Raw genomic sequence first — 25,828 nt, 5'->3', positions numbered from 1 at the left:
GGCTGATCCCGGCGCGTTTTTGTAGTAAAACTACAGACGCCCGGTCCTACCCCCGGCATTCGTCCAAGAACATTACACGCACCGGCCCACAAAGCCGGTAGCGAACAGGCGACCGATTCTGGAAGCCTTTCCGCCATGGAGCAAGCCATGCAAGATCTCGATCCCGTCGAAACCCAGGAATGGCTGGACGCCCTCGAGTCCGTCCTCGACCGCGAGGGTGAAGACCGCGCTCACTACCTGATGACCCGGATGGGCGAACTGGCCACACGTAGCGGCACGCCGCTGCCCTACGGCATCACCACGCCGTACCGCAACACCATCCCCGTCACCCGTGAAGCCAAGATGCCCGGGGACCTGTTCATGGAGCGTCGTATCCGCTCCCTGGTCCGCTGGAATGCGCTCGCGATGGTGATGCGCGCGAATCTCAAGGATCCGGACCTGGGTGGCCACATCTCCACCTTCGCCTCCAGCGCAACGCTTTACGACATCGGCTTCAACTACTTCTTCCAGGCTCCGACCGAAGAGCATGGCGGCGACCTGATCTACTATCAGGGCCACGCCTCCCCCGGCATCTACGCCCGCGCCTTCCTTGAAGGCCGGTTGAGCGAAGACCAGATGCTCAATTTCCGTCAGGAAGTGGACGGAAAGGGCCTGTCGAGTTACCCGCACCCGCACCTGATGCCGGACTTCTGGCAGTTCCCGACCGTATCCATGGGCCTGGGGCCGATCACCGCGATCTACCAGGCGCGCTTCATGAAGTACCTGGAAAACCGCGGCTTCATTCCGAAAGGCAAGCAGCGCGTCTGGTGCTTCATCGGCGACGGCGAGTGCGACGAGCCGGAAACCCTCGGCGCTATCTCCCTGGCCGGCCGTGAAAACCTCGACAACCTGGTGTTCGTGATCAACTGCAACCTGCAGCGTCTGGACGGCCCGGTTCGTGGCAACGGCAAGATCATTCAGGAACTCGAAGGCGTATTCAAAGGCGCCAACTGGAACGTCAACAAGGTCGTCTGGGGCCGCCTGTGGGATCCGCTGTTCGCGATCGATGAAGATGGCCGCATGCAGCGCCGTATGGATCAGGCGATCGACGGTGAATACCAGAACTACAAGGCCAAAGACGGCGCCTACGTGCGCAAGCATTTCTTCGGGGCCGACGCTGAGCTGCTCAAGCGCGTCGAAAGCATGTCCGACGAAGAGGTCTGGAAGCTCAACCGCGGCGGCCACGACCCCTACAAGGTCTATGCGGCATACCATCAGGCTGTGCACCACAAAGGCCAGCCGACCGTTATCCTGGCGCATACGATCAAGGGCTACGGCACGGGTGCCGGCGAGGCGAAGAACATCGCCCACAACACCAAGAAAGTCGATATCGACAGCCTGAAGAAATTCCGCGACCGCTTCGACATCCCGGTCAACGATTCCCAGCTTGAAGAACTGCCGTTCTATCGCCCGGCCGAAGACAGCGCGGAAATGAAATACCTGCGCAAATGCCGTGACAAACTGGGCGGCCATCTGCCGCAGCGCCGGCCGAAGAGCTTCAGCATTCCGACACCACCGTTGGACACCCTGAAAGCTGTACTGGACGGCTCCGGCGACCGCGAGATCTCCACCACCATGGCCTTCGGCCGGATTCTCTCGCAGCTGGTCAAAGACAAGGATCTGGGCAAGCGCATCGTGCCGATCCTCGCTGACGAGGCGCGGACGTTCGGCATGGAGGGCATGTTCCGCCAACTGGGGATCTACTCTCCGGTGGGGCAGCTGTACGAGCCGGTCGACCGCGATCAGGTGATGTACTACCGCGAAGAGAAAGACGGCCAGATCCTGCAGGAAGGTCTCAACGAAGCCGGTGCGTTCTCCTCGTTCATCGCCGCAGGCACTGCCTACAGCAACTACAACCAGCCGATGCTGCCGGTCTACATCTTCTATTCGATGTTCGGCTTCCAGCGTATCGGTGACCTGGCCTGGGCGGCCGGCGATGCTCAGACCCGCGGCTTCCTGCTGGGCGGCACTTCCGGGCGCACCACGCTCAACGGTGAAGGCCTGCAGCACGAGGACGGCCACAGCCACATCCTCGCCAGCACCATCCCCAACTGCCGCAGCTATGACCCCACTTACGGCTATGAGCTGGCGGTGATCATGCACCACGGCATGCACGAGATGATGGAGCAGCAGAAGAGCGTCTACTACTACATCACCGTGATGAACGAGAACTACCAGCAGCCAGCCATGCCGCAGGGTGTCGAGGAAGGCATCATCAAAGGCATGTACCTGCTCGAAGAAGCCAAGGGCGACTTCAAGCACCGCGTGCAGCTGCTGGGCTCGGGCACCATCCTGCGTGAAGTACGCGCTGCAGTGGATATCCTTGCCAAGATGGGCGTAGGCGCCGACGTCTGGAGCGTAACCAGCTTCAACGAGCTGCGCCGTGACGGTCTGGCGGTAGACCGCTGGAACCGCCTGCACCCCACCGAAGAGCCACGCAAGACGTATGTCGAGCAGTGCCTGGCCGGCCGTGAAGGCCCGGTCATCGCCTCGACCGACTATATGAAACTGTTCGCCGACCAGATCCGTCAGTGGGTGCCATCGCGCGAATACCAGGTGCTGGGTACCGACGGCTTCGGTCGCAGCGACTCGCGCGCCAAGCTACGTGATTTCTTCGAGGTCGACCGTCGCTGGGTGACTGTCGCCGCACTGCAAGCACTCGCCGATCGCGGCGCCATCGAACGCAAGGTCGTGGCCAACGCCATCACCGAGTTCGGTATCGACCCCGAGAAGCGCAATCCGCTGGATTGCTGATGCGTGCGCACAGGAGAACCTATTGTGAGTGAAACCATACGCGTACCCGACATCGGCAGCGGTGAGGGTGAAGTAATCGAGTTGTTCGTCAAGGTCGGCGACCGTATCGAAGCAGACCAGAGCATTCTGACGCTCGAGTCCGACAAGGCCAGCATGGAAATCCCCGCGCCCAAGGCGGGCGTGGTGAAGAGCCTGAAGGTCAAGCTGGGCGACCGCCTGAAAGAAGGCGACGAGCTGCTCGAGCTGGAAAGCGAAGAAGGCCAGGACAGCGAAGCGCCGGCGCAAGCGGCTGCCGAGCCGGCCGGCGCGGCAACCGGCGGGCCAGCCGATGAAGCCGAGGCGCCAACGCCTCCGGGCGACGACAACCCTTCGGCCTCGGCCGATGAGGGCGAGTCGCAGGAGATCAAGGTCCCGGACATCGGCTCTTCAGGCAAAGCCAGCGTGATCGAAATTGCGGTCAAGCCCGGCGACACCATTGCCGCCGAGCAAGCCCTGATCACGCTCGAATCGGACAAAGCCAGCATGGAGATTCCGTCTCCGGCGGCCGGCGTGGTCGAGAGCATTTCGGTCAAGGTGGGCGACGAAGTCGGTACCGGCGATCTGATCCTGGTTCTCAAAGGTGCGGTAGCGAGCAAGCCGGCAGCCAACAAGGCAGCAGCCAGCCAGGCGCAAAGCCAACCGAAGGAAAAGCTGACAGAGCAGGCGGCGCAAGCGCCTGCCGAAGCGGCGGGCGAGTCTGTGGAAGAGGTTCGCATCCCGGACATTGGCTCAAGCGGTAGCGCCAACGTCATCGAAGTGATGGTCAAGGTCGGTGACAGTGTCGAGGCAGATCAATCGCTGATCACGCTCGAGTCCGACAAGGCCAGCATGGAAATCCCTGCGCCCAAGGCAGGCGTGGTGGAATCCCTGTCGATCAAGGTCGGTGACGAGGCCAAGACTGGCGATCTGATCCTCACCTTGAAGGTGGCCGGCGCAGCACCGGCGAAGAAGGCCGAAGCCAAACCGCAAGAAGCGGCTCCGCAGCAGCAGGCGGTCGCACCGAACAAGCAGGGCGTGCCCGAGGCCAAGGCTGCCGCGACGTCAGCGCCGGTGGTCAGTGGTCCGAGCAAGGCCGGTGCCAAGGTGCATGCCGGACCGGCAGTGCGCATGACCGCACGCGAGTTCGGCGTCGAACTGGCCGATGTTCCGGCGACAGGTCCCAAAGGGCGGATTCTCAAGGAAGACGTCCAGGCCTACGTCAAGAACATGTTGCACAAGGTCAAGCAAGCGGCGGCGGAGGGCGCAACCGGCGGTGCCGGCATCCCGCCGATACCGGCCATCGACTTCAGCCGCTTCGGTGAAATCGAAGAAGTACCCATGACCCGTCTGATGCAGGTCGGCGCCGCCAACCTGCATCGCAGCTGGCTGAACGTGCCGCACGTGACCCAGTTCGAGTCGGCCGACATCACCGAGCTGGAAGCCTTCCGTGTCGCGCAAAAGGCGATTGCCGAGAAGGCTGGCGTCAAGCTCACCGTGCTGCCGCTGCTGCTCAAGGCCTGCGCGCACCTGCTCAAGGAGCTGCCGGACTTCAATAGTTCGCTGGCGCCAAGCGGCAAGGCGCTGATCCGCAAGAAATACGTGCATGTCGGCTTCGCAGTCGATACGCCGGACGGCCTAATGGTTCCGGTCATCAAGAACGTGGATCAGAAGAGCTTGCTGCAACTCGCGGGCGAAGCGGCAGAACTGGCCGAGAAGGCGCGTACCAAAAAGCTCTCGCCTGACGCCATGCAGGGCGCCTGCTTCACGATCTCGAGCCTCGGCCACATTGGCGGAACCGGCTTCACGCCGATCGTCAATGCGCCGGAAGTGGCGATCCTCGGTGTTTCCAAGGCCGCAATGCAGCCGGTGTGGGACGGCAAGGCCTTCCAGCCTCGCCTGATGCTGCCGCTGTCGCTGTCTTACGACCACCGCGTCATCAACGGAGCGGCTGCAGCGCGCTTTACCAAGCGCTTGTCCGAGCTGCTGGCGGATATCCGCACGATGCTGCTGTAAACAACAAAGAGCCAAACGAGAACGCCGCATCCTCTGACCGAGGGTGCGGCGTTTTCTATTAGGCGAAGGTTACGGTTCCGGCAAGCGGCATAAAGGGCAGCCCCTCCGTGTCGGGCTATTGCGTTAGCCTTTTTGCAGGTTACGGATCAGGAACGAGAGCGCCTTGGCCAGCTCCTCGGCACCCTTGGGATCTCGCAAGATGACGACCAAAGGCAGGCCATCGGCAGGGCTGTTGATCGAGCAGCTCGGGCCTTGCGCAGGACACTGGTATTGCAGATAAGGATCAAGCCCGAATACCGACAGACTGCGGTTGCGCACGGCGACGCCGCCACCGCTCGCTCGCACTTCTTCACGGATGCGCAGCTCACCGGGTGCGGCCACGCTCAGCTCGTAGAGAAAGTCCTGCGGGTTGCTCTGTCCGACCTGATAACCGGCACGTAATGCGTAGGTATCGAGCATTCCGTTACTATGCGCCAACAGCGCATCGCGGTCGTTGTTGGTCAGGTAGAGCTTCCTCAATTCGGTGAGATAACGAGCCGATTCGTCAGAGCCGAATTCGACCGTTTCACTCGCCATCAATGGTGTACCGATCGCACAGAGAATCGAGACCACCACTAACTTTGCAAGCCGACTTGTCAGTCCCTGTCGCATGATGCACCCTTGCCGGAATTAATATTATTTAGCCATCTTCCTTCGCTGGAACGGCGCCTGCAGCACAGGCCTGCCCAACTCCGTGGAGCATACTGGAAGCCAGCCGTTCGATGAAAATACATACCGATGCCGCCAGCCGTCTGGCGACCGAGGTTGTGACGCAGTTGCCAGTGCCCTCCAGGCTCGGCATGCTGCGCTTCGAGCGCCTGAACGAATCCAGCTGGACCCTGCTGTTTCTCGACCCCGCCTGCGAACGCTATCTGGGCGTATGCGCCAGCGATCTGTGCTCACTGGTCGACTCCCCTTACGCCAGCCTCATGGAGCCCAGCGCCCGTCATCAGCTGCACGAGGAAATCCAGCAGCAGCTCGCCAACCGGAGCCATTATTCGGTCAGCTACCGGCTGCATACGCCCGATGGCGTACAGGAAATTACCGAGCTGGGCGAGGTCTGCCAGCAATACGGTCGTGAAGTGCTCAGGGGCTACCTGATGCCGGGCCGGCAGCCCGAGTCGGAACAGGACCTGAGAGCGCAGAACGCGCGACTACGCACCGCCCTGCAACAGCACGAGCAGACTCAGGACGAGCACATCGAGCACATGCTGCGCTCGCGCACACAGCAGAACCTCATCGTCCGGCTGGCCCGGCATCGCTACGGCTCAGCCAATCCACAGCTGGAGGCGGCGCAGCTGATCACCCAAGCTGCCTGCGAAGTGTACGAAACCAGTCGCGCCACGATATGGCATCTGAACGGCACTCGTCTCGAGCCGATGGCGTGCTACCGACTCGAAGGCGACCATTACGAGACACCATCGACGCTTGATCTCGCCCCCTGCCCTCGCTACCTGCAAGCCCTGCAAAGCGGCCGCGCTGTTGATGCTCAGGATGTATCCCACGATCACCGCACCTGTGAGCTGGACGAAAACGTCTACCGTCCGCAGGGCGTTCGCTCCATCCTGGATGCCAGCATACGTGTAGGTGGCGAGGTAATCGGTGTGTTAAGCCTGCAGCACACCGGCAAACCGCGTGCATGGCAGGCCGATGAAATCGCCTTCGCTGGCGAGCTGGCCGATCAGTACGCGCAGGTCCTTGCCAATCAGCAGCGCCTTAGCGCCACCCATATGCTCGGCCTGTTCCAGCGCGCCGTGGAGCAGAGCGCCAGCGCCTTCATACTGGTCGATCGCGAGGGCCAGGTGGAGTACGTCAACCCGGCTTTCACTGCTATCAGCCAGTTTTCCGCATCTGAAGTGCGCGGCCAGCGACTGGCCGACCTCAAGGCACTGGAAAACTTGAGCGAGCTGCTTTTCAACACGTCCTCGGTGCTCGCCCACAGCAACAGCTGGCAGGGCGAATTTCGCTCTCGGCGCAAGAATCTCGAACCCTATTGGGGGCAGCTGTCGATCTCCAAGGTCTTCAACGAAGAAGGCGCACTGACCCATTACATCGGGATTTACGAGGACATCACCCGCAGCAAGCTGGCGCATCAGCACATCGAGCGGCTGGCCTATACCGACAATCTCACCAACCTCGGCAATCGGCCGTTCTTCATTCGCAGCATTGAAGAACGCTTTGCTGTGGGTGCCGAGCCGAGGCTCTGCCTGTTACTGGTGGATATCGATAACTTCAAACGAATCAACGACAGCCTCGGCCACCAGACTGGCGACAAGCTGCTCACCAGCTTGGCCCGTCGCCTACGCAACGGACTCAGCCAGCAAAGCGTGCTCGCACGCTTCGCCAGCAACGAGTTCGCGCTGCTGTTCGATGACAAAGGCTTGGAAGAAGGGGTCCGGTTGGCGGACCAGGTCCTGCGCATCCTCGACAAACCGCTGTTTGTCGACAAGCAACTAATCAGCGTAAGCGGATCATTGGGGCTGGCCTGCTCACCGCAGCATGGTCGCGACCCGGAAACACTGATGAAACACGCCGGGCAGGCGCTGCACAAGGCCAAGGCGAACGGCAAGAATCAGGTGCAGATATTCACCGAAGCCCTGCATGCCGAAGCCAACTACAAACTGTTCGTTGAGAACAACCTGCGCCGAGCACTGCTGCAGAACGAGTTGGAGGTGTTCTATCAACCCAAGCTCTGCCTGCACACCGGCAAGCTGCAGGGGCTTGAGGCGTTGTTACGCTGGAACCATCCGGAAAAGGGCATGATCCGCCCGGACCAGTTCATCAGTGTTGCCGAAGAAACTGGGCTGATCATCCCGATAGGCAAATGGGTCGCGCGCGAGGCGTGCCGGATGGGCGTCACGCTTTCGAAGCTGGGGCTTGGCAAACCTCAGATCGCGATCAATCTGTCACCCAAGCAGTTCTCCGACCCGGATCTGCTCAGCTCGATCGCTGCAATCCTGGCCGAGGAGCAGCTCCCAGCCACGCAACTGGAACTGGAACTGACCGAAAGCCTGCTGCTCGAGGCGACCGAAGAAACCCGCCAGCAGCTGATCGGGCTGAAAGCACTGGGCCTGACCCTGGCCATGGATGACTTCGGCACTGGGTACTCTTCGCTCAGCTACCTGAAGAAATTCCCCATCGATGTGATCAAGATCGATCGCAGCTTCATCAAGGACATCCCGGACAATCAGGACGATGTCGAGATCACCTCCGCAGTGATCGCCATGGCCCGCAAGCTGCACCTCAAGGTGGTGGCAGAGGGTATCGAAACAGCCGAGCAGCTGAAATTCCTCCGTCGTCACCGCTGCGATATTGGCCAGGGCTACCTGTTCGACAAGCCGATCCCCGGCAACATCCTCACCGAAGCACTGCGACGCTACCCGCACTGGTGCTGAGCATAGCCAACGGCTATCGCTGAGTTCGGCGACGCATGGGCAGCCGCCGCGCTTTCCCTGTCACTCCAGCTTTTGTAGCCTAGACCGTCGCTCCCGCCCCGCTCGAGGCTCACATGTCGCTACGTTCGCAGATACTGGTCAACAAACAGGCGTTGCCTACAGCAGAACAGGCACTGCCCGGCCGCTCAACCGCCATGTCGGTTCCAGCCGCCCACTATGTCAATGGCAATCCATTGCAGGCGCCCTTCCCAGCCGGCTTCTCCCAGGCCATTTTTGCCATGGGCTGCTTCTGGGGAGCAGAGCGCCGCTTCTGGGAGCAGCCCGGCGTGTGGACGACGGCCGTAGGTTATGCCGGCGGCCTGACACCCAACCCGACCTATGATGAAGCATGTTCCGGACTCACCGGCCATACGGAGGCGGTGCTCGTCGTGTTCGATCCTCAGCAGATCGACTATGGCACCTTGCTGCGCATCTTTTGGGAGGCGCACAACCCAACTCAGGGGATGCGCCAGGGTAACGATATCGGCAGCCAGTATCGTTCCGCGATCTATTGCATGGATGCACAGCAGCGCAATGCGGCGGAAGCCAGCCGAGAGCGCTTCCAGCAGCGCTTGAGCGATGCGGGCTTTCCGGCGATCACCACAGAGATAGACGACGCGCCGACGTTCTATTACGCAGAGGCCTACCACCAGCAGTATCTGGCAAAGAATCCGGGCGGTTATTGCGGGCTAGGTGGCACCGGCGTGTACATGCCGGCCTGATGAGGAGAATACGAGCGGTTTAAGTCCAAGCCGGCGAAGCTAGCTCGGCCGCGTGTGAAATGGATAAGAACTAAGCAGAAAAGAAAAACCCCGCCGAAGCGGGGCTCTGCAGACTGAATCCTGACATCCATGATCGCGCGCCGTCCTGGCACCATTCCCTGTGTGTTCCGTTTTGTGATCCGCGCTTTCCGTGCGCCACGTCCTTATGCAGTAGATTACCGCCTGGCCGTGATGGCCAGTAGTAGCCATATTGCATCACGCCTTGTAAGCCTTTTCCTACATCGCGTCATCCGTGATGCAGAGCTGTAAGTCCAAGCTTACATTGCGTGGTTTTTATGACCGAAGGACCGGCTTAATCGTTCCGCATCATGGCCAATTAATTTCAGATTGCCTTCAGATTAAGTCTCGCAAATCAGAATTGCGCCGCGTCGAGCAGATACAGCGACTCGCTACCGGCCTTCACTGACGCACTCAGAGAATGAATTCGCGGGAGCAGTCGCGCAAAATAAAAGCGCGCGGTGCCGAGCTTGCTCAGATAGAACTCGCCCTCTTCCCGCTTGGCAAAGGCCACTGCCGCCATGCGCGCCCACATATAGGCATAAGCGGTGTAGCCGAACACGTGCAGGTACTCCACCGAGGCGGCGCCGATTTCGTTCGGGTTGGCCTTGGCCTGCTCGATGACCCAAGCGGTCAAATCGTCCAGATTGTCCATGGCGCTCTTGAGCGGCTCGGCAAACTCCGCCAGCTCCGTTCCGGCGTCAGCGATAAACGCACGGATCTCATCTACGAAAGCCTGATACATGGTGCCGCCGCTACCGACGATCTTGCGCCCAACCAGGTCCAGCGCCTGGATGCCATTGGTACCCTCGTAGATCTGCGTGATGCGGCAGTCGCGCACCAGCTGCTCCTGACCCCATTCGCGAATAAAGCCATGGCCGCCGAAGACCTGTTGGCCATGCACCGTGGTTTCCAGCCCCATATCCGTAAGAAAGGCCTTGGCTACAGGTGTCAGCAGTGCGACCTGCGCCTCGGCACGCTGCCGCGCCTCGTCGTCGTCGCTGAACTTGGCGATGTCGAGCTGCAGGGCGACGTAGCTTGAGAACGCCCGGCCGCCTTCGTTCAGCGCCTTCATCGTCAGCAACATACGACGCACGTCGGGGTGCACGATGATTGGATCGGCCGCCTTGTCCTGAGCGACAGGCCCGGTCGGCGCACGGCTCTGGATACGATCGCGCGCATACTCGATTGCGCTCTGGTAGGAACGCTCGCCAGTCGCGAGCCCTTGAATGCCGACACCCAGACGCTCGTAGTTCATCATGGTGAACATCGCCGCCAGGCCCTTGTTCGGCTCGCCGACCATCCAGCCGATGGCGCCATCGAAGTTCATCACGCAAGTAGCCGACGCCTGGATGCCCATCTTGTGCTCGATCGAACCGCACGACAGCGAGTTACGCTCACCCAGCGTGCCGTCTTCATTGACCATTACCTTGGGCACCAGGAATAGCGAGATTCCGCGAGAGCCGGCCGGCGCGTCTGGCAGCTTGGCCAGCACCAGATGAATGATGTTATCGGTCAGGTCGTGCTCGCCACCGGTGATGAAAATCTTCGTGCCGCTGACTTTATAGGAGCCGTCTGCCTGGGGCTCGGCCTTGGTGCGAATGATGCCCAGATCGGTCCCGGCATGAGGTTCGGTCAGACACATGGAGCCGGACCAGACCCCGGCATACATGTTCGGCAAGTATTTCTGCTTCAGTTCCTCGCTGGCATGCGCGTAGATCGACAGACATGCACCAGAGGTCAGCATCGGATAGAGACCGAACGCCAGGCTGGCGGAATTCATCATTTCCTCGACCTGGGCCGAAATGACCTTGGGCATGCCCATGCCGCCGAACGCCGGGTCACCACCGACGCCGACCCAGCCGCCCTCGGCGTACAGCTGATAAGCCTCTCGATACCCTGCAGGTGTCGACACCGCTCCCGCATCCCAACGGCAACCTTCCTCATCACCGCTGCGATTCAGCGGGGCGATGCTATTGGCCGTGATCTTGCCCGCCTCCTCGAGGATCGCATCGGCGGTTTCGGCGTCGACCACCTCAGCTAGAGCGGGCAGCGCCTGCCAGAGCTTCGGCGCGTCGAAGACTTCATTCAGGACAAAACGCATGTCGCGCAGCGGCGCTTGGTAGTCAGCCATGGCAAGGTTCCTCGCAAGACACTGGGTTGCGGCCACTGTGGGCCGTTTCCAACGAGTCTAACCGAATAACAAAGGCGGGATTAAGCGTCTTTTTGTGACCCGATAGTTTTTACTGGTCACAAACGATACCGCTGCAACCCTAACGCGAATGCTCGGCCATGCGCACCGCTCCGCGCCCACTGCCGTGCACACGCACGCAATTGCGACCGGCCTTTTTGGCGCTGTAGAGAGCCTGGTCGGCAGCCTTGATGACTTCGTCCGGAGTACGCTGCTCGCCCTGCCGCTCGGCCACACCGATGCTGATGGTCACAGATACTTGGCCCGCCGCGGCCTTGCCCCGAGCCATACGTCCCTGGCGGTCGTCTTTCGGACGGCTGTTGGCGTCGCGCAGTTGTAGCGCATAGCTCTCAACGGACTGGCGTACCGCCTCCAGGTGCGGCAAGCACTCTTCGATGCTGCGACCGGGGAAGACCAAAGTGAACTCCTCACCGCCATAACGGTAGGCGCGCCCGCCCCCGCCTATCTTGCGCAGCCGGCTGGCCACCATCTTCAGAACCTGATCGCCGACGTCGTGCCCGTGGGTATCGTTGAAGCTCTTGAAATGATCCACGTCGGCCATGGCCAGCACATATTGGCGTCCCAGGCGTTGCAGCTTCTCGTTCAATGCGCGCCGACCGGGCAAGCCGGTCAGCTCATCACGAAAAGCCATGAGATAGGCTTCATGAGCGATTGCCACCACCAGCATCAGCAATACATGGCTGCTGAGCACATTCAGCGCGGCATAACGACTGAACGTCTGCGGCAGCATCAGCATAACCCCAAGCAGTGCGACGACCTGTGCGGCATGTGACGGCCTGGGTTGCCGTATGTACTGGACTGTCAATAACACCAGTGCACCTAGGAACGCCGGATACGCCAACTGGATGAGTTGCAGCCAATCGGCTTGCAGGGCTGGCCAGCGAATCACCGCCAGCCAGGCATGTAATGCCTCTGGAAATCGCCTCGCCATTGCCAAGGCGACGATACATACGACAAAAAGCACCGCTGCGCGTGCCAGACCATCCTGAGCGAGATGGCCGCGTTCCCGCCACACCCCATACAGGCCATACAGCAACGGCAGCAGCAAACTGCACAGGTGAAAGGTCAGGGCTGCGTTGTCTAGCAGCGTGCCGTACGAACGGTAATGGTCGGCGTGAGTGTCGAGCAGGAAATAAGCGAGATAGATGCACAGCAGCAGAAACGACTCGCGAAGGCGACCGTACATTACGCAAAGCGCACCGCCGAGCAACAGCAGCACGGTCGGCAAAACGTTATAAAGCGACGTGAAGAACTCGTTCAGCGATACCTGACGCGCAATGACCTCGCCGCCCAACAGCAAGGCCAGCGGGGCTAGAAAATGGCTGAAGCGATGCGAGAGGGTTCGCGACACAGCGACTCCGGCGGGCTGCCGAGAAAAGATAGCATTTTGCCTTCTTGTTATCGCTAATGCAGCGGAAAACCGGCGAATACGCGACAAAATCGGCACAGTCGCCCGGGCCGCGCATAAAAAAAAGCCGCTGCATAGCAGCGGCTTTTCACAACCTCAACCTATCAGTAACCGAGAGCGAAATCTTCCTCGGCCATATCCATCAGATTGTCGGCACCGGACATCATGGCGTCAACGTGCATGCGGGTACGCGGCAGGATGCGCTGGAAGTAGAAGCGCGCAGTCTGCAGCTTGGCCTTGTAGAACGCCTCATCAGAGGTACCCTCAGCCAGTTTCTCGGCAGCAACGCGAGCCATGTCAGCCCAGAAGTAGGCGAGGCAGGCGTAGCCGGAGTACATGCAGTAGTCCACCGACGCTGCGCCGACCATTTCACGGTCCTTCATGGCGGCCATGCCGATCTTCATGGTCAGCTCGCCCCACTCCTTGTTCAGCTGATTCAAGGGAGTGACGAACTCCTTGATGGCGTCGTTGGCTTCGTGGCTCTGGCAGAACTTGTGCACGATCTTGGTGAAGGACTTCAGTGCCTCGCCCTGAGTCATCAACACCTTGCGACCCAACAGGTCCAGTGCCTGGATACCGGTGGTGCCCTCGTACAGCATGGAAATACGCGCGTCACGCACGTTCTGCTCCATGCCCCATTCGGCGATGAAGCCGTGACCACCGTAGATCTGCACGCCATGGTTGGCCGCTTCGAAGCCCACTTCGGTCATGAAGGCCTTGGCGATCGGCGTGAGGAAGGCCAGCAGGGTATCGGCCTGCTTCTTCTGCTCTTCGTCCTGGCTGTTCTTGACGATGTCGACCTGCTTGGCAGTGAAGTAGACCATGGCACGATTGCCCTCGGCGAAGGCCTTCATGGTCAACAGCATACGGCGCACGTCAGGGTGCACGATGATCGGGTCGGCCGGCTTTTCCGGCGCCTTGGGACCAGTCAGCGCACGCATTTGCAGGCGCTCGCGAGCGTACTTGATGCCGCCCTGGAAGCCGATCTCGGCATGCGCCAGACCCTGCAGCGCAGTACCCAGACGCGCGGTGTTCATGAAGGTGAACATGGCGTTCAGGCCCTTGTTCGGCGGCCCGATCAAAAAGCCGGTGGCGCCGTCGAAGTTCATCACGCAGGTCGCGTTGCCATGGATACCCATCTTGTGTTCCAGCGAGCCACAGGTCACACCGTTGCGCTCGCCCTTCTCGCCTTCGGCGTTGGGCAGGAACTTGGGCACGATGAACAGGGAGATCCCCTTGGTACCAGCCGGAGCATCGGGCAGGCGGGCCAGTACGATGTGGACGATGTTCTCGGCCATGTCGTGCTCACCGGAAGAGATGAAGATCTTGGTGCCGTTCAGCTTGTAGCTGCCGTCAGCCTGGGGCTCGGCCTTGGTGCGCAGCATGCCCAGATCGGTGCCGCAGTGCGGCTCGGTCAGACACATGGTGCCGGTCCACTGACCGGAAACCAGCTTGCTGAGGTAGGTGTGCTTCTGATCGTCAGTACCGTGAGTAGCGATGGTGTTCATGCAGCCGTGCGACAGGCCGGGGTACATGCCCCAGGACCAGTTGGCCTGACCGATCATTTCGCTGATTGCCAGACCGAGCGACTCGGGTAGCCCCTGACCGCCATGATCGACGTCATGGGCCAGGCTCGGCCAACCACCTTCCACGTACTGCTCGTAAGCTTCTTTGAAGCCGGTCGGTGTCTTTACACCGGATTCGCTCCAGGTACAGCCTTCGATGTCACCCACACGGTTCAGCGGAGCGAGTACCTGCTCACAAAACTTCGCGCCTTCATCGAGAATCGCATTGACCATGTCCGGGGTGGCGTCTTCACAACCCGGAAGGCTCTGATAGTGCGCTTCGTAGCCGAGCAATTCGTCACGTACAAAGCGGATATCGCGCAAGGGGGCCTTGTAGTCAGGCATAGCGTAAACCTCAGCGGTGGATTCTTGGTTCAGGTGACTGAATGTCAGCCACGCTTGATTTTGGATTGGACCATCCGGCTTCGCCCCGGCAGGTCAAACAGGCGTTTGAAACATACGTTTAGGCCTGGACGATGTCAAGCAGCGACCAGAACGCCGCTCGTCGATATGTCGGTAATCATAGGTAGGGGTTTCGGCTGCCCTAGGCGGGCGAGGCCGCCGACCAGATCGGTCGGCAGCGGAGGTCAGGCTGTCGTATTGATCAGCGTGCCGAGCACAGCGTCGGCCGTTTCCAGCAGGCGGGCGCCTGCCTTGGCCTGGTGCTCGCCCACTTTCATCTGCACCAGTTGCTCCGTCAGTTCAGCATTGTCTGACAACGCCTGGGAGTTCTGGGCAGCCGGCAGGGTGCGCTCGGCTATCGCACTGGCTGCCTGATCGACACGCTGCTGGCCGGCCTGATACGCGCCAAGACCCGCTGACATAAGGCTGCTATTGATCTGCATGGTGGGACTCCTCCGAGATCACATGGCCACATTGAAGCAGAGCCGTTGCGCTGGCGCCAGTTGCACGTCGCGAGAACCAGCAGGCTTTTATTACTCAAATTAACAAGACACGTTCATCGGAGCAGCGCCGCAGGCTGGAACGCCTTCGATCAAGGCGTAGTCAGCTGTTCGACTGCACCTATTCCGGAGGACATCATGACCCCGTCACAATCGTCGCTCGTTTCCCTACGCACCGACCCCGAACAGGCAGGCGCGTCCAACCTCAACGGTGTCGAACGCCTGGTATCGGGCTTCCTCGGCGGCTGGCTGGTCGCCCGTGGCCTGCGCAAGGGTGGCGTTTTCGGCTTGCTCGAACTGGCCGCCGGCGGCATGGCAATCGCACGCGGCGGCTCGGGTCAGTGCAACGCCAAGCGCGCGCTTTCGCCCACGCCTTATGAAAGCCAGCTGGCCGACGAGCACCATTGGGGCCGCGCACGGGCATTGTCGAAAAGCATCACGGTGAACCGCCCGCGCGACGAGGTGTACCGGTACTGGCGCGACTTCAGCAACATGCCGACGTTCATGGAGTTCATCGAACAGGTCGAAGCCCGCGATGACCATCACGCGCATTGGGTCGCCCGCGTGCCAATGATGGACAAGACCATCGAATGGGACACCTACATCGCCGAAGACGTGCCCGGCGAACGCCTGGCCTGGATGTCCGAAGCGGATGCGCCGGTCAGAAACCTCGGCTGGGTGACCTTTCGCGACGCGCCGAACGGCAGCGGCACCGAAATCCATGCGGTCATCGCCCATGAAGTGCCAGGTGGCCGGCTCGGGTACGCCCTGGCGCGCGGTGTCAGCAAACTCACTGGCTTCAAAGCCGAGCAGGACCTGCGCCGCTTCAAGCAATTGATGGAAACCGGCGAGATATCCACCGGACAGATGAACCGCGAGCCGGCCGACAAGCACACCGGCATCGCCTCGACCGGGGAGGCACGATAATGCGCGCACTGACCTGGCAAGGCCCGAACATGTTGCAAGTCGATACCGTGCCGGACCCGGAGATCGTCAACCCGAAGGACGTGATTCTCAAGGTAATCATGTCCTCGGTTTGCGGCTCCGACCTGCACCTGGTCGATGGCTACATACCCACCATGCATCCCGGCGATATCCTCGGCCACGAGTTTCTTGGTGAAGTGGTGGAAACCGGTTCCTCCGTGACCAAATTCAGCAAAGGCGACCGCGTCATCGCCATCTCGATCATCGGCTGCGGCGAGTGCAGCCACTGCAAGGCGAGCAATTTCAATTGCTGCGACAACTCCAACCCCAACAGTCCGGAAACCGAGCTGGCCTACGGTTACACCTGCTCGGGCATCTTTGGCTACAGCCACGCCTTCGGAGGCTATGCCGGCAGTCACGCCACCTACATCCGCGTGCCCTATGCCGAGGTAAACCTGTTCAAGGTCCCGGAAGGGGTCAGTGACGAGCAAGCGGTGTTCGTTTCCGATGCGGTTCCGACCGGCTATTTCGGTGCCGACCAGGCCGACATCCAGCGCGGCGATACCGTGGCGGTATGGGGCTGCGGCGGCGTTGGTCAGATGGCCATCCGCAGTGCCTACCTGATGGGCGCCGAACGCGTGATCGCCATCGACCGCTTCACCGACCGCCTTGCGCTCGCCGAACAGAAAGCAGGCGCCATCACCATTAATTACGAAACCACCGACGTACACGAAGCGTTGCTGGAGCTGACCGGTGGCCGCGGGCCGGACCGCTGCATCGATGCGGTCGGCATGGAGGCGCATGGCACCGGCATCGAACAGGCCTACGACAAGGTCAAGCAGCAGCTGCGCTTGCACACCGAACGGGGCGTCGCATTGCGCCAGGCCATTCATTCATGCCGCAAGGCTGGCACCGTGTCGGTGCTCGGCGTGTACGGCGGACTGATGGATAAATTCCCCATGGGCGCCATTGTTAACAAGGCATTGACTCTGCGCTCGGGCCAGCAGCCGGGGCAGCGCTACGCCGAGCGCATCTTTCAGCACATTCTTGACGGTGAGATGGACCCGTCCTACCTGCTGACGCACCCGATGGATCTGGAACAGTCGCCAGAGGGTTACAAGCTGTTCAAGCATAAAACCGAACAGTGCATGCGCGCGGTGTTCAAGCCTTGAGCAGTTGCAGGTCGAGATAGCGCGCCACCCCGGCCGGGTTAGCCGTCGACAACCGTGGCACCCGGCCGATACACGGCGCTGCCAGCCGCTCGCCCAGCGTCTCGAGGTTTTCCGCCAAACGCGAGGTCTCAGGATCGACAATATTGGCGACCCAGCCGGCCAGCTTGAGGCCGTCACGCTGGATCGCCTCGGCACTTAGCAGCGCATGATTGATACAGCCGAGGCGCACTCCAACCACCAGGATCACCGGCAGACCAAGCTGTACGGCGAGATCCGAAAGCGTTTCGCGGCCGGCCAACGGCACACGCCAGCCGCCGGCGCCTTCCACCAAGGAGAACTGCGCCTGTAGCGCCAGCACCTGGCGAACCGGCTCCAGCAACGCCGCAACACTCAGCTCCACGCCCGCTTCGCGTGCCGCCAGATGTGGGGCGATGGCCGGCTCGAAGGCCAGCGGATTGACCTGCTCGTAGCGCAGCGGCAGCGTGCATTCGCCGAGCAGGGCCAGCGCATCGCTGTTGCGCAACCCCTCGGCCGTCAACTCGCAGCCGGACGCCACCGGCTTCGCCGCTGCGGTGCTGAGCCCTCCTTGCCGCGCCGCATGCAGCAGCCCGGCCGCGATAGTGGTCTTGCCGACTTCAGTGTCGGTGCCGGTGACGAAATACGCCTGGATCATTTCACTCTTCCTTGCGCAACACGCCGTACAGCACCTGATAGGTAGCCGGCAGACCTTCGGGTTGCCGAAACCCTTCGTAGGCATCCACCAGTGCGCGGATGCGTTCACGCCCGGTCAATCCACCAGGCCGCCCGGGATTGAGATTGTGCGCGCCGAGCGCCTTGAGTTCGTCGGTCAGCTGACGCAGATCGGGGAAATGTAGAACCTCCGCCTGCACGTCCAGGCTGACCAGAGCCAGACCGCTGTCACGGCATAGCGCCTGATAGGCCGTCAGCGAGCGGAAACGGTTGACGTGAGCAAAGCCGTCCACCACCTGCCAGGCGTCTCGCAGCTCCTGCAAGGTGCCGGTGCACAGGCTAGTGAAAGCCAGGGTGCCACCAGAGCGCAAAACTCGTCGCGCTTCGCTCAGTACACTGGTGAAGTCCTCGCACCATTGCAGCGCCAGGCTGGAATAGATCAGATCGACGCTGCCATCACGCAGCGGCAAGCGCTCGGCATCGCCAGCCAGGAAATGTCGCGCACCGCCCTGCGGCTTGGCATGGCGCAGCATGCCCTCGGCTATATCCAGCGCGATGCCATCTGCCTGCGCAAACCTGGCTGCCAGTGCGCGTGAGAAATAGCCGGTACCGCTGCCGAGGTCGAGCCAGCACGCCGGCTGCCGACCAACGGGTAAACGCGCCAGTAATTGGTTGCCAACTTGCCGCTGCAAGGCAGCGACACCATCGTATGTGGCAGCGGCACGGGAAAAGGACACGGCGACCTGGCGCTTGTCCGGCAATAGGGCAGCGTCAGTCATCCTCGCCCTCGGCCATGAATGCCAGCATCGCCGTTGCCACGTCGTCGGCTCGTTCCAGCGGCAAACCGTGACTGGCATTGGCCAGCACATCGACTTCCACATCCGGCAGGCAAGTCAGCAATGCGGCCGCCGCGGCGGCCGGCACCAGCGCATCGCCACCAGCGAACAAATGCAGCTGCGGACCGACGTAATGCTGCTGCGCCTCGCGCCCGTCCAGTTCGGCGAGCAGCCGCAAGCCTGCCGCCAGGACGGCCTGCGGCTGCTCCGGCAAGCTGACCTGCAATTGCCGGGCAAGCGTTCGCGGATCGTACGCACCGCGGCTGCAAAGCAAGCTGAAGCGTTTGAGCGTGTCCTCCGGTCCCAGCTGGAATGCCGCCTCGAAGGCATCGAACACTTCCGCAGGCATGGCCGTCGGCCAGTCGTCGCGGCTGCGGAAGCAGGGATTGCTGCACAGGGTGATCAAGCCCGGGCAGTTGTCACCGCGACGTGCAGCCAACTGTGTCGCCAGCATGCCACCCAGCGACCAACCCGCCAGCCAGCTGTCGGTGGGCAACCGGGCGTCCAGCTCGTCGAGCCAGGCGCCCGGCTGTTCCAGCCGTGGCAGCGGAGCAATCTCGACCTGCAGCCGCGGTTCGCGATCACGCAGTAGCTCGGCCAGCGGTTCCAGAGCAGCAGCTCCGAACGCCCAGCCTGGCAGAAGAATCAGTCGATCACGCATCGTCACTCTCCTCGGGCAGCAAGGCCCAGCACTCGGCCAGCGCCTCCAGCAGGCGCTCGAGCTGCGCATCGCTGTGGCTTGCGGTGAAGGTGATTCGCAGCCGAGCACTTCCGGCCGGAACGGTCGGCGGGCGAATGGCTCCGACCAGGAGGCCGCGCTCGCGCAGCAATTCCGACAGTCTTAACGCCCGCTCGCTGCTGCCCACCAGCACCGGCTGGATCGGCGTCGGACTGTCCATCAGCGTCAGCCCGATCTGCTGCGCGCCCTCGCGGAAACGCGCGGCCAACCGGTTCAGATGCTCGCGGCGCCAGCCTTCGCTGCGCAGCAGCTCCAGGCTTTTGAGTGTGGCACAGGCGACCGCGGGCGGCTGGCTGGTGGTGTAGATATAGGGCCGGGCGAACTGGATCAGCGTTTCGATCAGCTCTTCGCTGCCGGCGACGAAGGCGCCTGCGGTGCCAAACGCCTTGCCCAGCGTGCCGACCAGCACCGGCACGTCATCGATGCCTAGGCCGAAGTGCTCGACGATGCCGCCGCCGGTTGCGCCCAACGGACCGAAGCCATGGGCATCGTCGACCATCACCCAGGCGCCGTGCTGCTTTGCCGTGGCACAGATCGCTGGCAGGTCGGCAAGATCGCCGTCCATGCTGAACACACCATCGGTCACCACCAGGGTATTGCCGCTGGCCTTGTCCAGGCGTTTGCCGAGGCTTTCGGCGTCGTTGTGCAGGTAACGCGAGAAACGCGCGCCGGACAGCAAACCGGCATCGAGCAGGGAGGCGTGATTGAGACGATCCTCGAGCACCGTATCGCCCTGCCCGACCAGCGCGGTGACCGCGGCCAGATTCGCCATATAACCAGTGGAAAACAGCAGCGCCCGTGGTCGCCCAGTGAATTCGGCCAACGCTTCTTCGAGCTGATGATGCGGTGTGCTGTGGCCAATCACCAGATGCGAGGCGCCGCCGCCGACGCCCCAAGTCGCGGCGCCCTGCTGCATGGCTGCCACCACCGCGGGGTGATTGGCCAGGCCCAGATAGTCATTGGAACAGAACGCCAGCAGGTGCTCGCCATCGACCACCACCTCCGGCTGCTGCGGTGTTTCCAGCAACGGGCGATGGCGGTAGAGATGCGCGGCACGGCGCTCGGCGAGGCGGGACTGCAGGTCAAAGGGCATGGCGGATGGACTTGTCGTAGGCGCCAGCTTGCTGGCGAACCTGTAGCAGCGTCGAGGCTTCGCGAGCAGGGACTTGGCGCCCCCTCGCTGCTACAGGAATCGGTGTAGCGAGGTGGACGCTGCTCAGGCCGAAGCGGCGTTGTAGAACAGCTTGCTGTCACGCTGTTCGATCAGCGCCTGCTCGATGGCCGCCTGATGCACTTCGTCGGCGTGCTCGTGGCGCTCTTCCGGCTTGATACCCAGGCGCGCGAACAGCTGCATGTCCTTGTCCGCCTGCGGGTTGGCGGTGGTCAGCAGCTTCTCGCCATAGAAGATCGAGTTGGCACCAGCAAAGAAGGCCAGCGCCTGCATCTGCTCGTTCATCTGCTCGCGGCCGGCGGACAGGCGCACATGGGATTTCGGCATCATGATTCGCGCCACAGCGAGCATGCGGATGAAGTCGAACGGATCGACGTCCTGCTCCTCGGCCAGCGGCGTGCCCTTGACCTTGACCAGCATGTTGATCGGCACCGACTCGGGATGCTCCGGCAGGTTAGCCAACTGAATCAGCAGACCGGCGCGGTCGTCCAGCGACTCGCCCATGCCGAGGATGCCGCCGGAGCAGATCTTCATCCCGGATTCGCGCACGTAGCTCAGCGTCTCCAGACGCTCGGAGTAGGTGCGGGTGGTGATGATGTTGCCGTAGTACTCCGGCGAGGTGTCGAGGTTGTGGTTGTAGTAGTCCAGACCTGCCGCTGCCAGCGCCTTGGTCTGCTCCTGATCGAGCTTGCCGAGGGTCATGCAGGTTTCCAGGCCCAGCGCCTTCACACCCTCGACCATTTTCAGCACGTAGGGCATGTCCTTGGCGGACGGGTGCTTCCAGGCGGCGCCCATGCAGAAGCGCGTCGAGCCGATGGCCTTGGCTTCAGCCGCCGCCTCCAGCACCTTCTGCACTTCCATCAGCTTTTCTTTATCCAGGCCGGTGTTGTAATGGCCGGATTGCGGGCAGTACTTGCAGTCTTCCGGGCAGGCGCCGGTCTTGATGGACAGCAGGGTGGACACCTGCACGCGGTTGGCGTCGAAGTGCTGGCGATGCTCGGTTTGCGCCTGGAACAGCAGATCGTTGAAGGGTTGCTCGAAGAGCGCCTTGACCTCGGCAAGGGTCCAATCGTGACGCGTAACGGAAGCGGAGGTGGCGCTCATGGGCATTCCTTGTAATTAATAGCGGCTTGGCGGCCTGACACGGATGCGGAATGTTTAGCCAAGCCCGATACGCTGTCAACCAGGAATGGAATCATGGTTTACAACTGGTCAATTAATAAACAGTTCTGTTTGCTGTGCGATGAGCCTTGCGAAGGCCATCCGCTTTGTATTCCGTGCGAAGCGGAGCTGCCCTGGCTCGACGGCCAGTGTGCAATCTGCGCGGTGCCGCTACCGACCCAAGGGCTGATCTGTGGCGAATGCCTGAAACGACCACCGAGCTACGATCACGTCGAAGTGCCCTGGCGATTCACCTTCCCGGTCGATGCGCTGATCACCCGCTTCAAGCATCAGGCGCGCTGGCCATTCGGACGGTTGCTTGGTGAGCGCCTGGCGCTGCATCTGCAGCACGCGTTCGCCGAGGGGCTGCCGCAGCCGGACCTCCTCGTACCGGTACCGCTGGCACGCCGCCGTATGCGCCAACGGGGCTTCAACCAGGCGCAGATGCTCGCGCAGTGGCTGGGCGGGGCGTTGAAGCTGCCGGTCGATGAGCGTCTGCTGGAACGGATTGTCGATACACCCCCGCAGCAGCAACTGGACGCGGCCACGCGCCGGCGAAATCTGCGGCAGGCCTTCTCCGTGGCTCAGGGCAGCGACATAAAAGGCCGCCACTTGGCGCTGATCGACGATGTGCTGACCACCGGCGCAACTGCCGAGGCACTGGCGCGCCTGCTCAAGCGTGCGGGCGCTGCGCGAGTGGACGTCTATTGCCTGGCGCGCACGCCCAAGCCAGGCGACTGATCACGGCGGACGCGCGGTTGTTTAAAAGCCCCGGTGCAATACACTGATCGGCCCATCCTGCGGAGCCGGTCATGTCCCATCCCTTCGACACACTCACGCCGGACCTGGTCCTCGACGCCGTGGAAAGCATCGGTTATCTCAGCGATGCCCGCGTGCTGGCGCTCAATAGCTACGAGAACCGCGTCTATCAGGTGGGCATCGAAGACGAAACACCACTGATCGCCAAGTTCTACCGGCCCGGTCGCTGGAGCAACGAGGCGATTCTCGAGGAGCATCAATTCAGCCTGGAACTGGCCGAACACGAGGTGCCGGTGGTGGCGCCGCTGGAGCGTGACGGCTCGACGCTGTTCGAGCATGCGGGCTTCCGCTTCGCCCTCTTCCCTCGCCGTGGCGGCCGCGCGCCGGAACCGGGCAACCTCGACCAACTCTATCGCCTCGGCCAATTGTTGGGGCGCATGCATGCGGTGGGCGCGAGCCGACCGTTCGAGCACCGCGAAACCCTGGCGGTGCAGAACTTCGGTCACGACTCGCTGAATACCGTGCTGAACGGCGGCTTCGTACCCAAAAGTCTGCTCCCCGCCTATGAGTCGGTGGCGCGGGACCTGCTCAAGCGGGTCGAGGACGTCTTCGCCAGCACGAACTTCACGCCGATCCGCCTGCATGGCGATTGCCACCCAGGCAACATCCTCGCCCGCGACGATGCCTTCTATCTGGTCGACCTCGACGATTGCCGCATGGGCGCGTCAGTGCAGGATCTATGGATGATGCTGGCCGGCGAGCGCCATGAACGTCTGGGTCAGCTGGCCGAACTGGTCGACGGCTACAACGAATTCCACGATTTCGCCCCGCGCGAGCTGCCGCTGATCGAGGCGCTGCGCGCGCTGCGGCTGATGCACTACAGCGCCTGGCTCGCGCGCCGCTGGGATGACCCGGCCTTTCCGATGAGCTTTCCCTGGTTCGGCAGCGAGCGTTACTGGGGCGACCAGGTGCTGATCCTGCGCGAGCAGATGTCGGCACTGCAGGAAGAGCCGCTCAGGTTGTTCTGAGGACGGCCAAGCGGCGCGACTGCGGCCCTGTGACGGTGGATGTGAAAAGCGACATCCACCCTACGAACCCCGGCGTCTGCGTGGGTGGATCGCGCTTTACCGATCCACCGGGTGGCGATCCAACGGGTGGCGATCCCGTGCTGGTCAAATCTCTTCGATCAGCCAGTCCAGGCGCCAGCTGCTCTGGCTTTGCGCCAGCTGCTCGGCCAGCCATGGCAACAGCTCGCGCAGTTCTTCCTCCAGCCCCCACGGCGGATTGATGATGGCCAGGCCCGAACCGCTCAGGCGGCTGGCGTCGTCGGCTGGGTGGACGAACAGTTCGGCGCGCAGCAACTTGGGCGCGCCACTGCGGGCGAGGTCCTGATAGAAGCGCTTGAGTTGGCGTTCGTCCTTGATCGGGTACCAGATCACGCCGATGGTCTGGCGCATGCGCCCGAGCGCTTCCTTAATTGCCGTCACGCAGCGGCTCAGCTCATCGGCCTGCTCGAACGGCGGATCGATCAGCAGCACCACGCGCTTTTCCTGCGTCGGCATCAGCGCCCGCGGCACATGCCAGCCCTCGCCGCGGTGCACGGCCACGCGGCGGTCGCCGGTCATGTTGTCCTTGAGCAGCGCGCCGTCCTCGGGATGCTTTTCGTTGAGCTGCAGACGATCCTGCTCGCGGGTCAGTTGTCGCGCCAGCTCGGGCGAGCCGGGGTAATAGCGCAGCGCCCCATCCAGATTGAGCTGGCGAATCACGCCGAGGTAGTCATCGAGCAGCGCCGGACGTGCTTCCGCCTGCCAGATGCGCGCAATGCCCTGCAACCACTCGCCAGTGCGACTGGCCTGGTCGCCGGCCAGGTCGTACAGGCCGACGCCAGCATGGCTGTCGAGGTAGGCGAACGGTGCCTCCTTGCGCGACAGCAGGGCGAAGATCCGGCTCAGAACCAGGTGTTTGAACACGTCGGCGTGGTTGCCGGCATGGAAGGCGTGGCGGTAGTTCATCTGATCCTCCTCGAGAGCCGCGCAGTTTACCTGTCCGCCCTGCGCTGCGCAGGTCCGGCATGACCAGCGTCGTTTTCCCCGACCGCCGACAGGGGCTACAGTGGCGCCCACGACGAACGAACGGAGTTGACCTCATGGACCTGCGCGATCTCTTCGGCATCGAGCACCCGATCATCCAGGCGCCTATGGCCGGTGCGCAGAATCACCAGCTGGCCGCCGCGGTCTGCGAGGCCGGCGGGCTGGGCTCGATCCCGGCTGGCATGCTCAATGCCGAGGCGCTGGACGTCGAGCTGACCGCCATCGAGGCGCTGACCGACCGCCCCTACAACGTCAACTTCTTCTGCCACCAGACGCCTGCCGCAAACCCCGCGACCATCGACGCCTGGCACCGGATGCTGGTGCCGTTCTTCGCCGAGTTCGACATCGACCCGGCAAGCATTCCGGCCGGCGCCACCCGCCAGCCTTTCGATGCAGCGATGGCCGAGGTGCTGGAGCGGCACAAGCCGGCCCTGGTCAGCTTCCACTTCGGCTTGCCGACGCCCGACCTACTGCAACGCGCCCGAGGCACCGGAGCAAAGATCGCCTCCAGCGCAACGACGGTCGCCGAAGGCCTCTGGCTGCAGCAGCACGGCGTCGATCTGGTGATTGCCCAGGGCCTGGAAGCCGGCGGCCACCGCGGGGTGTTTCTCGACGAAGGCCTGACTACCCAGCTCGGCACCTTCGCCCTGCTGCCACAACTGGTTGCCGCGCTCGACGTGCCAGTGGTCGCCGCCGGCGGCATTGCCGATGCGCAGGGCGTGACTGCGGCGCAGATACTTGGCGCGGCCGGCGTGCAACTCGGCACCGCCTACCTGCTGTGCCCGGAAAGCCGTACCAACCCGCTGCATCGCGCCGCCTTGAAGAGCCCTCAAGCGGCGCATACCGCGCTGACCACCCTGTTCAGCGGCCGCCCGGCCCGTGGCATCGTCAACCGCATCATGCGCGAGCTCGGCCCACTGCCCGAAGGCGTGCCGCCCTTCCCACTGGCGGGCAATGCCATCGGCGCGCTGCGCGCCCAGGCGGAAAAGCAGGGCTTGGATCACTTCACGCCACTGTGGGCCGGGCAGAACGTCAGCGGCTGTCGGGAAGTCCCTGCCGGCGAGCTGACCCGTGAACTTGCGGCCGGCTGGCGGGCCTGAGTCATTGTGCACTCCGTCGCGAC

General features: G+C 62.4%; 20 protein-coding genes. 9 read left to right on the top strand and 11 right to left on the bottom strand.

The window, feature by feature from the left end; genetic code table 11:
- Positions 1–147 precede the first annotated feature (147 nt).
- Both aceE and aceF read left to right on the top strand, forming a co-directional pair.
- Entirely contained in the window at positions 148–2,793 is a 2,646-nt protein-coding gene (aceE, locus tag SM130_RS02095) for a pyruvate dehydrogenase (acetyl-transferring), homodimeric type (protein ID WP_102824183.1), read from the top strand.
- Between the two features lie 24 nt (positions 2,794–2,817).
- A complete protein-coding gene (gene aceF, locus SM130_RS02090) occupies positions 2,818–4,824 on the top strand; it encodes a dihydrolipoyllysine-residue acetyltransferase (protein WP_102824182.1) in 2,007 nt (668 codons plus the stop codon).
- 123 nt (positions 4,825–4,947) lie between these two features.
- On the opposite strand, the gene SM130_RS02085 is transcribed toward aceF, so the two are convergent.
- Positions 4,948–5,436: a hypothetical protein gene (locus tag SM130_RS02085; protein WP_102824624.1), complete on the bottom strand. Its 489-nt coding sequence runs from the start codon at positions 5,434–5,436 to the stop codon at positions 4,948–4,950.
- A 149-nt stretch (positions 5,437–5,585) separates the two neighbouring features.
- On the opposite strand from SM130_RS02085, the gene SM130_RS02080 reads away from it, so the two are divergent.
- Together SM130_RS02080 and msrA are read left to right on the top strand one after the other, a co-directional pair.
- Positions 5,586–8,258: a bifunctional diguanylate cyclase/phosphodiesterase gene (locus tag SM130_RS02080; protein WP_102824181.1), complete on the top strand. Its 2,673-nt coding sequence runs from the start codon at positions 5,586–5,588 to the stop codon at positions 8,256–8,258.
- A 113-nt stretch (positions 8,259–8,371) separates the two neighbouring features.
- Positions 8,372–9,019, top strand: coding sequence for a peptide-methionine (S)-S-oxide reductase MsrA (msrA, locus tag SM130_RS02075; RefSeq protein WP_102824180.1), 648 nt, complete (start codon positions 8,372–8,374; stop codon positions 9,017–9,019).
- A gap of 412 nt (positions 9,020–9,431) precedes the next feature.
- On the opposite strand, the gene SM130_RS02070 is transcribed toward msrA, so the two are convergent.
- The 4 genes from SM130_RS02070 to SM130_RS02055 form a co-directional block, all read right to left on the bottom strand.
- Positions 9,432–11,210, bottom strand: a complete 1,779-nt coding sequence (locus SM130_RS02070; protein WP_102824179.1) for an acyl-CoA dehydrogenase C-terminal domain-containing protein — start codon at positions 11,208–11,210, stop codon at positions 9,432–9,434.
- A 139-nt stretch (positions 11,211–11,349) separates the two neighbouring features.
- Positions 11,350–12,639, bottom strand: coding sequence for a GGDEF domain-containing protein (locus SM130_RS02065; RefSeq protein WP_102824178.1), 1,290 nt, complete (start codon positions 12,637–12,639; stop codon positions 11,350–11,352).
- Positions 12,640–12,800: 161 nt separating this feature from the next.
- Positions 12,801–14,606, bottom strand: coding sequence for a phenylacyl-CoA dehydrogenase (locus SM130_RS02060; RefSeq protein ID WP_102824177.1), 1,806 nt, complete (start codon positions 14,604–14,606; stop codon positions 12,801–12,803).
- 242 nt (positions 14,607–14,848) lie between these two features.
- Positions 14,849–15,106, bottom strand: coding sequence for a hypothetical protein (locus tag SM130_RS02055; RefSeq protein WP_102824176.1), 258 nt, complete (start codon positions 15,104–15,106; stop codon positions 14,849–14,851).
- 195 nt (positions 15,107–15,301) lie between these two features.
- On the opposite strand from SM130_RS02055, the gene SM130_RS02050 reads away from it, so the two are divergent.
- Both SM130_RS02050 and SM130_RS02045 read left to right on the top strand, forming a co-directional pair.
- Positions 15,302–16,090, top strand: coding sequence for an SRPBCC family protein (locus SM130_RS02050; RefSeq protein WP_102824175.1), 789 nt, complete (start codon positions 15,302–15,304; stop codon positions 16,088–16,090).
- Positions 16,090–17,259, top strand: a complete 1,170-nt coding sequence (locus SM130_RS02045; protein WP_102824174.1) for a zinc-dependent alcohol dehydrogenase — start codon at positions 16,090–16,092, stop codon at positions 17,257–17,259. The genes SM130_RS02050 and SM130_RS02045 overlap by 1 nt, the downstream gene beginning before the upstream one ends.
- On the opposite strand, the gene bioD is transcribed toward SM130_RS02045, so the two are convergent.
- The 5 genes from bioD to bioB form a co-directional block, all read right to left on the bottom strand.
- Positions 17,249–17,929: a dethiobiotin synthase gene (gene bioD, locus SM130_RS02040; RefSeq protein ID WP_102824623.1), complete on the bottom strand. Its 681-nt coding sequence runs from the start codon at positions 17,927–17,929 to the stop codon at positions 17,249–17,251. The genes SM130_RS02045 and bioD overlap by 11 nt on opposite strands.
- Positions 17,930–17,933: 4 nt before the next feature.
- Positions 17,934–18,728: a malonyl-ACP O-methyltransferase BioC gene (gene bioC, locus SM130_RS02035; RefSeq protein WP_102824173.1), complete on the bottom strand. Its 795-nt coding sequence runs from the start codon at positions 18,726–18,728 to the stop codon at positions 17,934–17,936.
- Entirely contained in the window at positions 18,721–19,446 is a 726-nt protein-coding gene (locus SM130_RS02030; RefSeq protein WP_102824172.1) for an alpha/beta fold hydrolase, read from the bottom strand. The genes bioC and SM130_RS02030 overlap by 8 nt, the downstream gene beginning before the upstream one ends.
- Positions 19,439–20,617 carry an 8-amino-7-oxononanoate synthase gene (gene bioF, locus SM130_RS02025; RefSeq protein ID WP_102824171.1) on the bottom strand — a complete coding sequence of 393 codons (1,179 nt, stop codon included), beginning with the start codon at positions 20,615–20,617 and terminating at the stop codon, positions 19,439–19,441. The genes SM130_RS02030 and bioF overlap by 8 nt, the downstream gene beginning before the upstream one ends.
- Positions 20,618–20,740: 123 nt before the next feature.
- Positions 20,741–21,799: a biotin synthase BioB gene (gene bioB, locus SM130_RS02020; protein WP_102824170.1), complete on the bottom strand. Its 1,059-nt coding sequence runs from the start codon at positions 21,797–21,799 to the stop codon at positions 20,741–20,743.
- Between the two features lie 93 nt (positions 21,800–21,892).
- On the opposite strand from bioB, the gene SM130_RS02015 reads away from it, so the two are divergent.
- Complete coding sequence (locus SM130_RS02015) at positions 21,893–22,597, top strand: ComF family protein (protein WP_102824169.1); 705 nt, start codon at positions 21,893–21,895, stop codon at positions 22,595–22,597.
- A 71-nt stretch (positions 22,598–22,668) separates the two neighbouring features.
- The gene (locus SM130_RS02010; protein ID WP_102824168.1) at positions 22,669–23,643 is read left to right on the top strand and encodes a serine/threonine protein kinase; all 975 of its coding nucleotides are present in this window, start codon (positions 22,669–22,671) and stop codon (positions 23,641–23,643) included.
- A gap of 144 nt (positions 23,644–23,787) precedes the next feature.
- On the opposite strand, the gene SM130_RS02005 is transcribed toward SM130_RS02010, so the two are convergent.
- A complete protein-coding gene (locus SM130_RS02005; protein WP_102824167.1) occupies positions 23,788–24,627 on the bottom strand; it encodes a 23S rRNA (adenine(2030)-N(6))-methyltransferase RlmJ in 840 nt (279 codons plus the stop codon).
- A gap of 134 nt (positions 24,628–24,761) precedes the next feature.
- Here SM130_RS02005 and SM130_RS02000 point away from each other — a divergent pair, with 134 nt between their 5' ends.
- On the top strand, positions 24,762–25,805 hold the full coding sequence (locus SM130_RS02000) for an NAD(P)H-dependent flavin oxidoreductase (RefSeq protein ID WP_102824166.1): 1,044 nt from the start codon (positions 24,762–24,764) through the stop codon (positions 25,803–25,805).
- Positions 25,806–25,828 lie beyond the last annotated feature (23 nt).

It is taken from the genome of Stutzerimonas stutzeri (assembly GCF_038561965.1).
GTDB classification, from domain to species: Bacteria; Pseudomonadota; Gammaproteobacteria; order Pseudomonadales; family Pseudomonadaceae; genus Stutzerimonas; species Stutzerimonas stutzeri_AA.
This window is presented reverse-complemented; position numbering and strand designations above follow the sequence as displayed.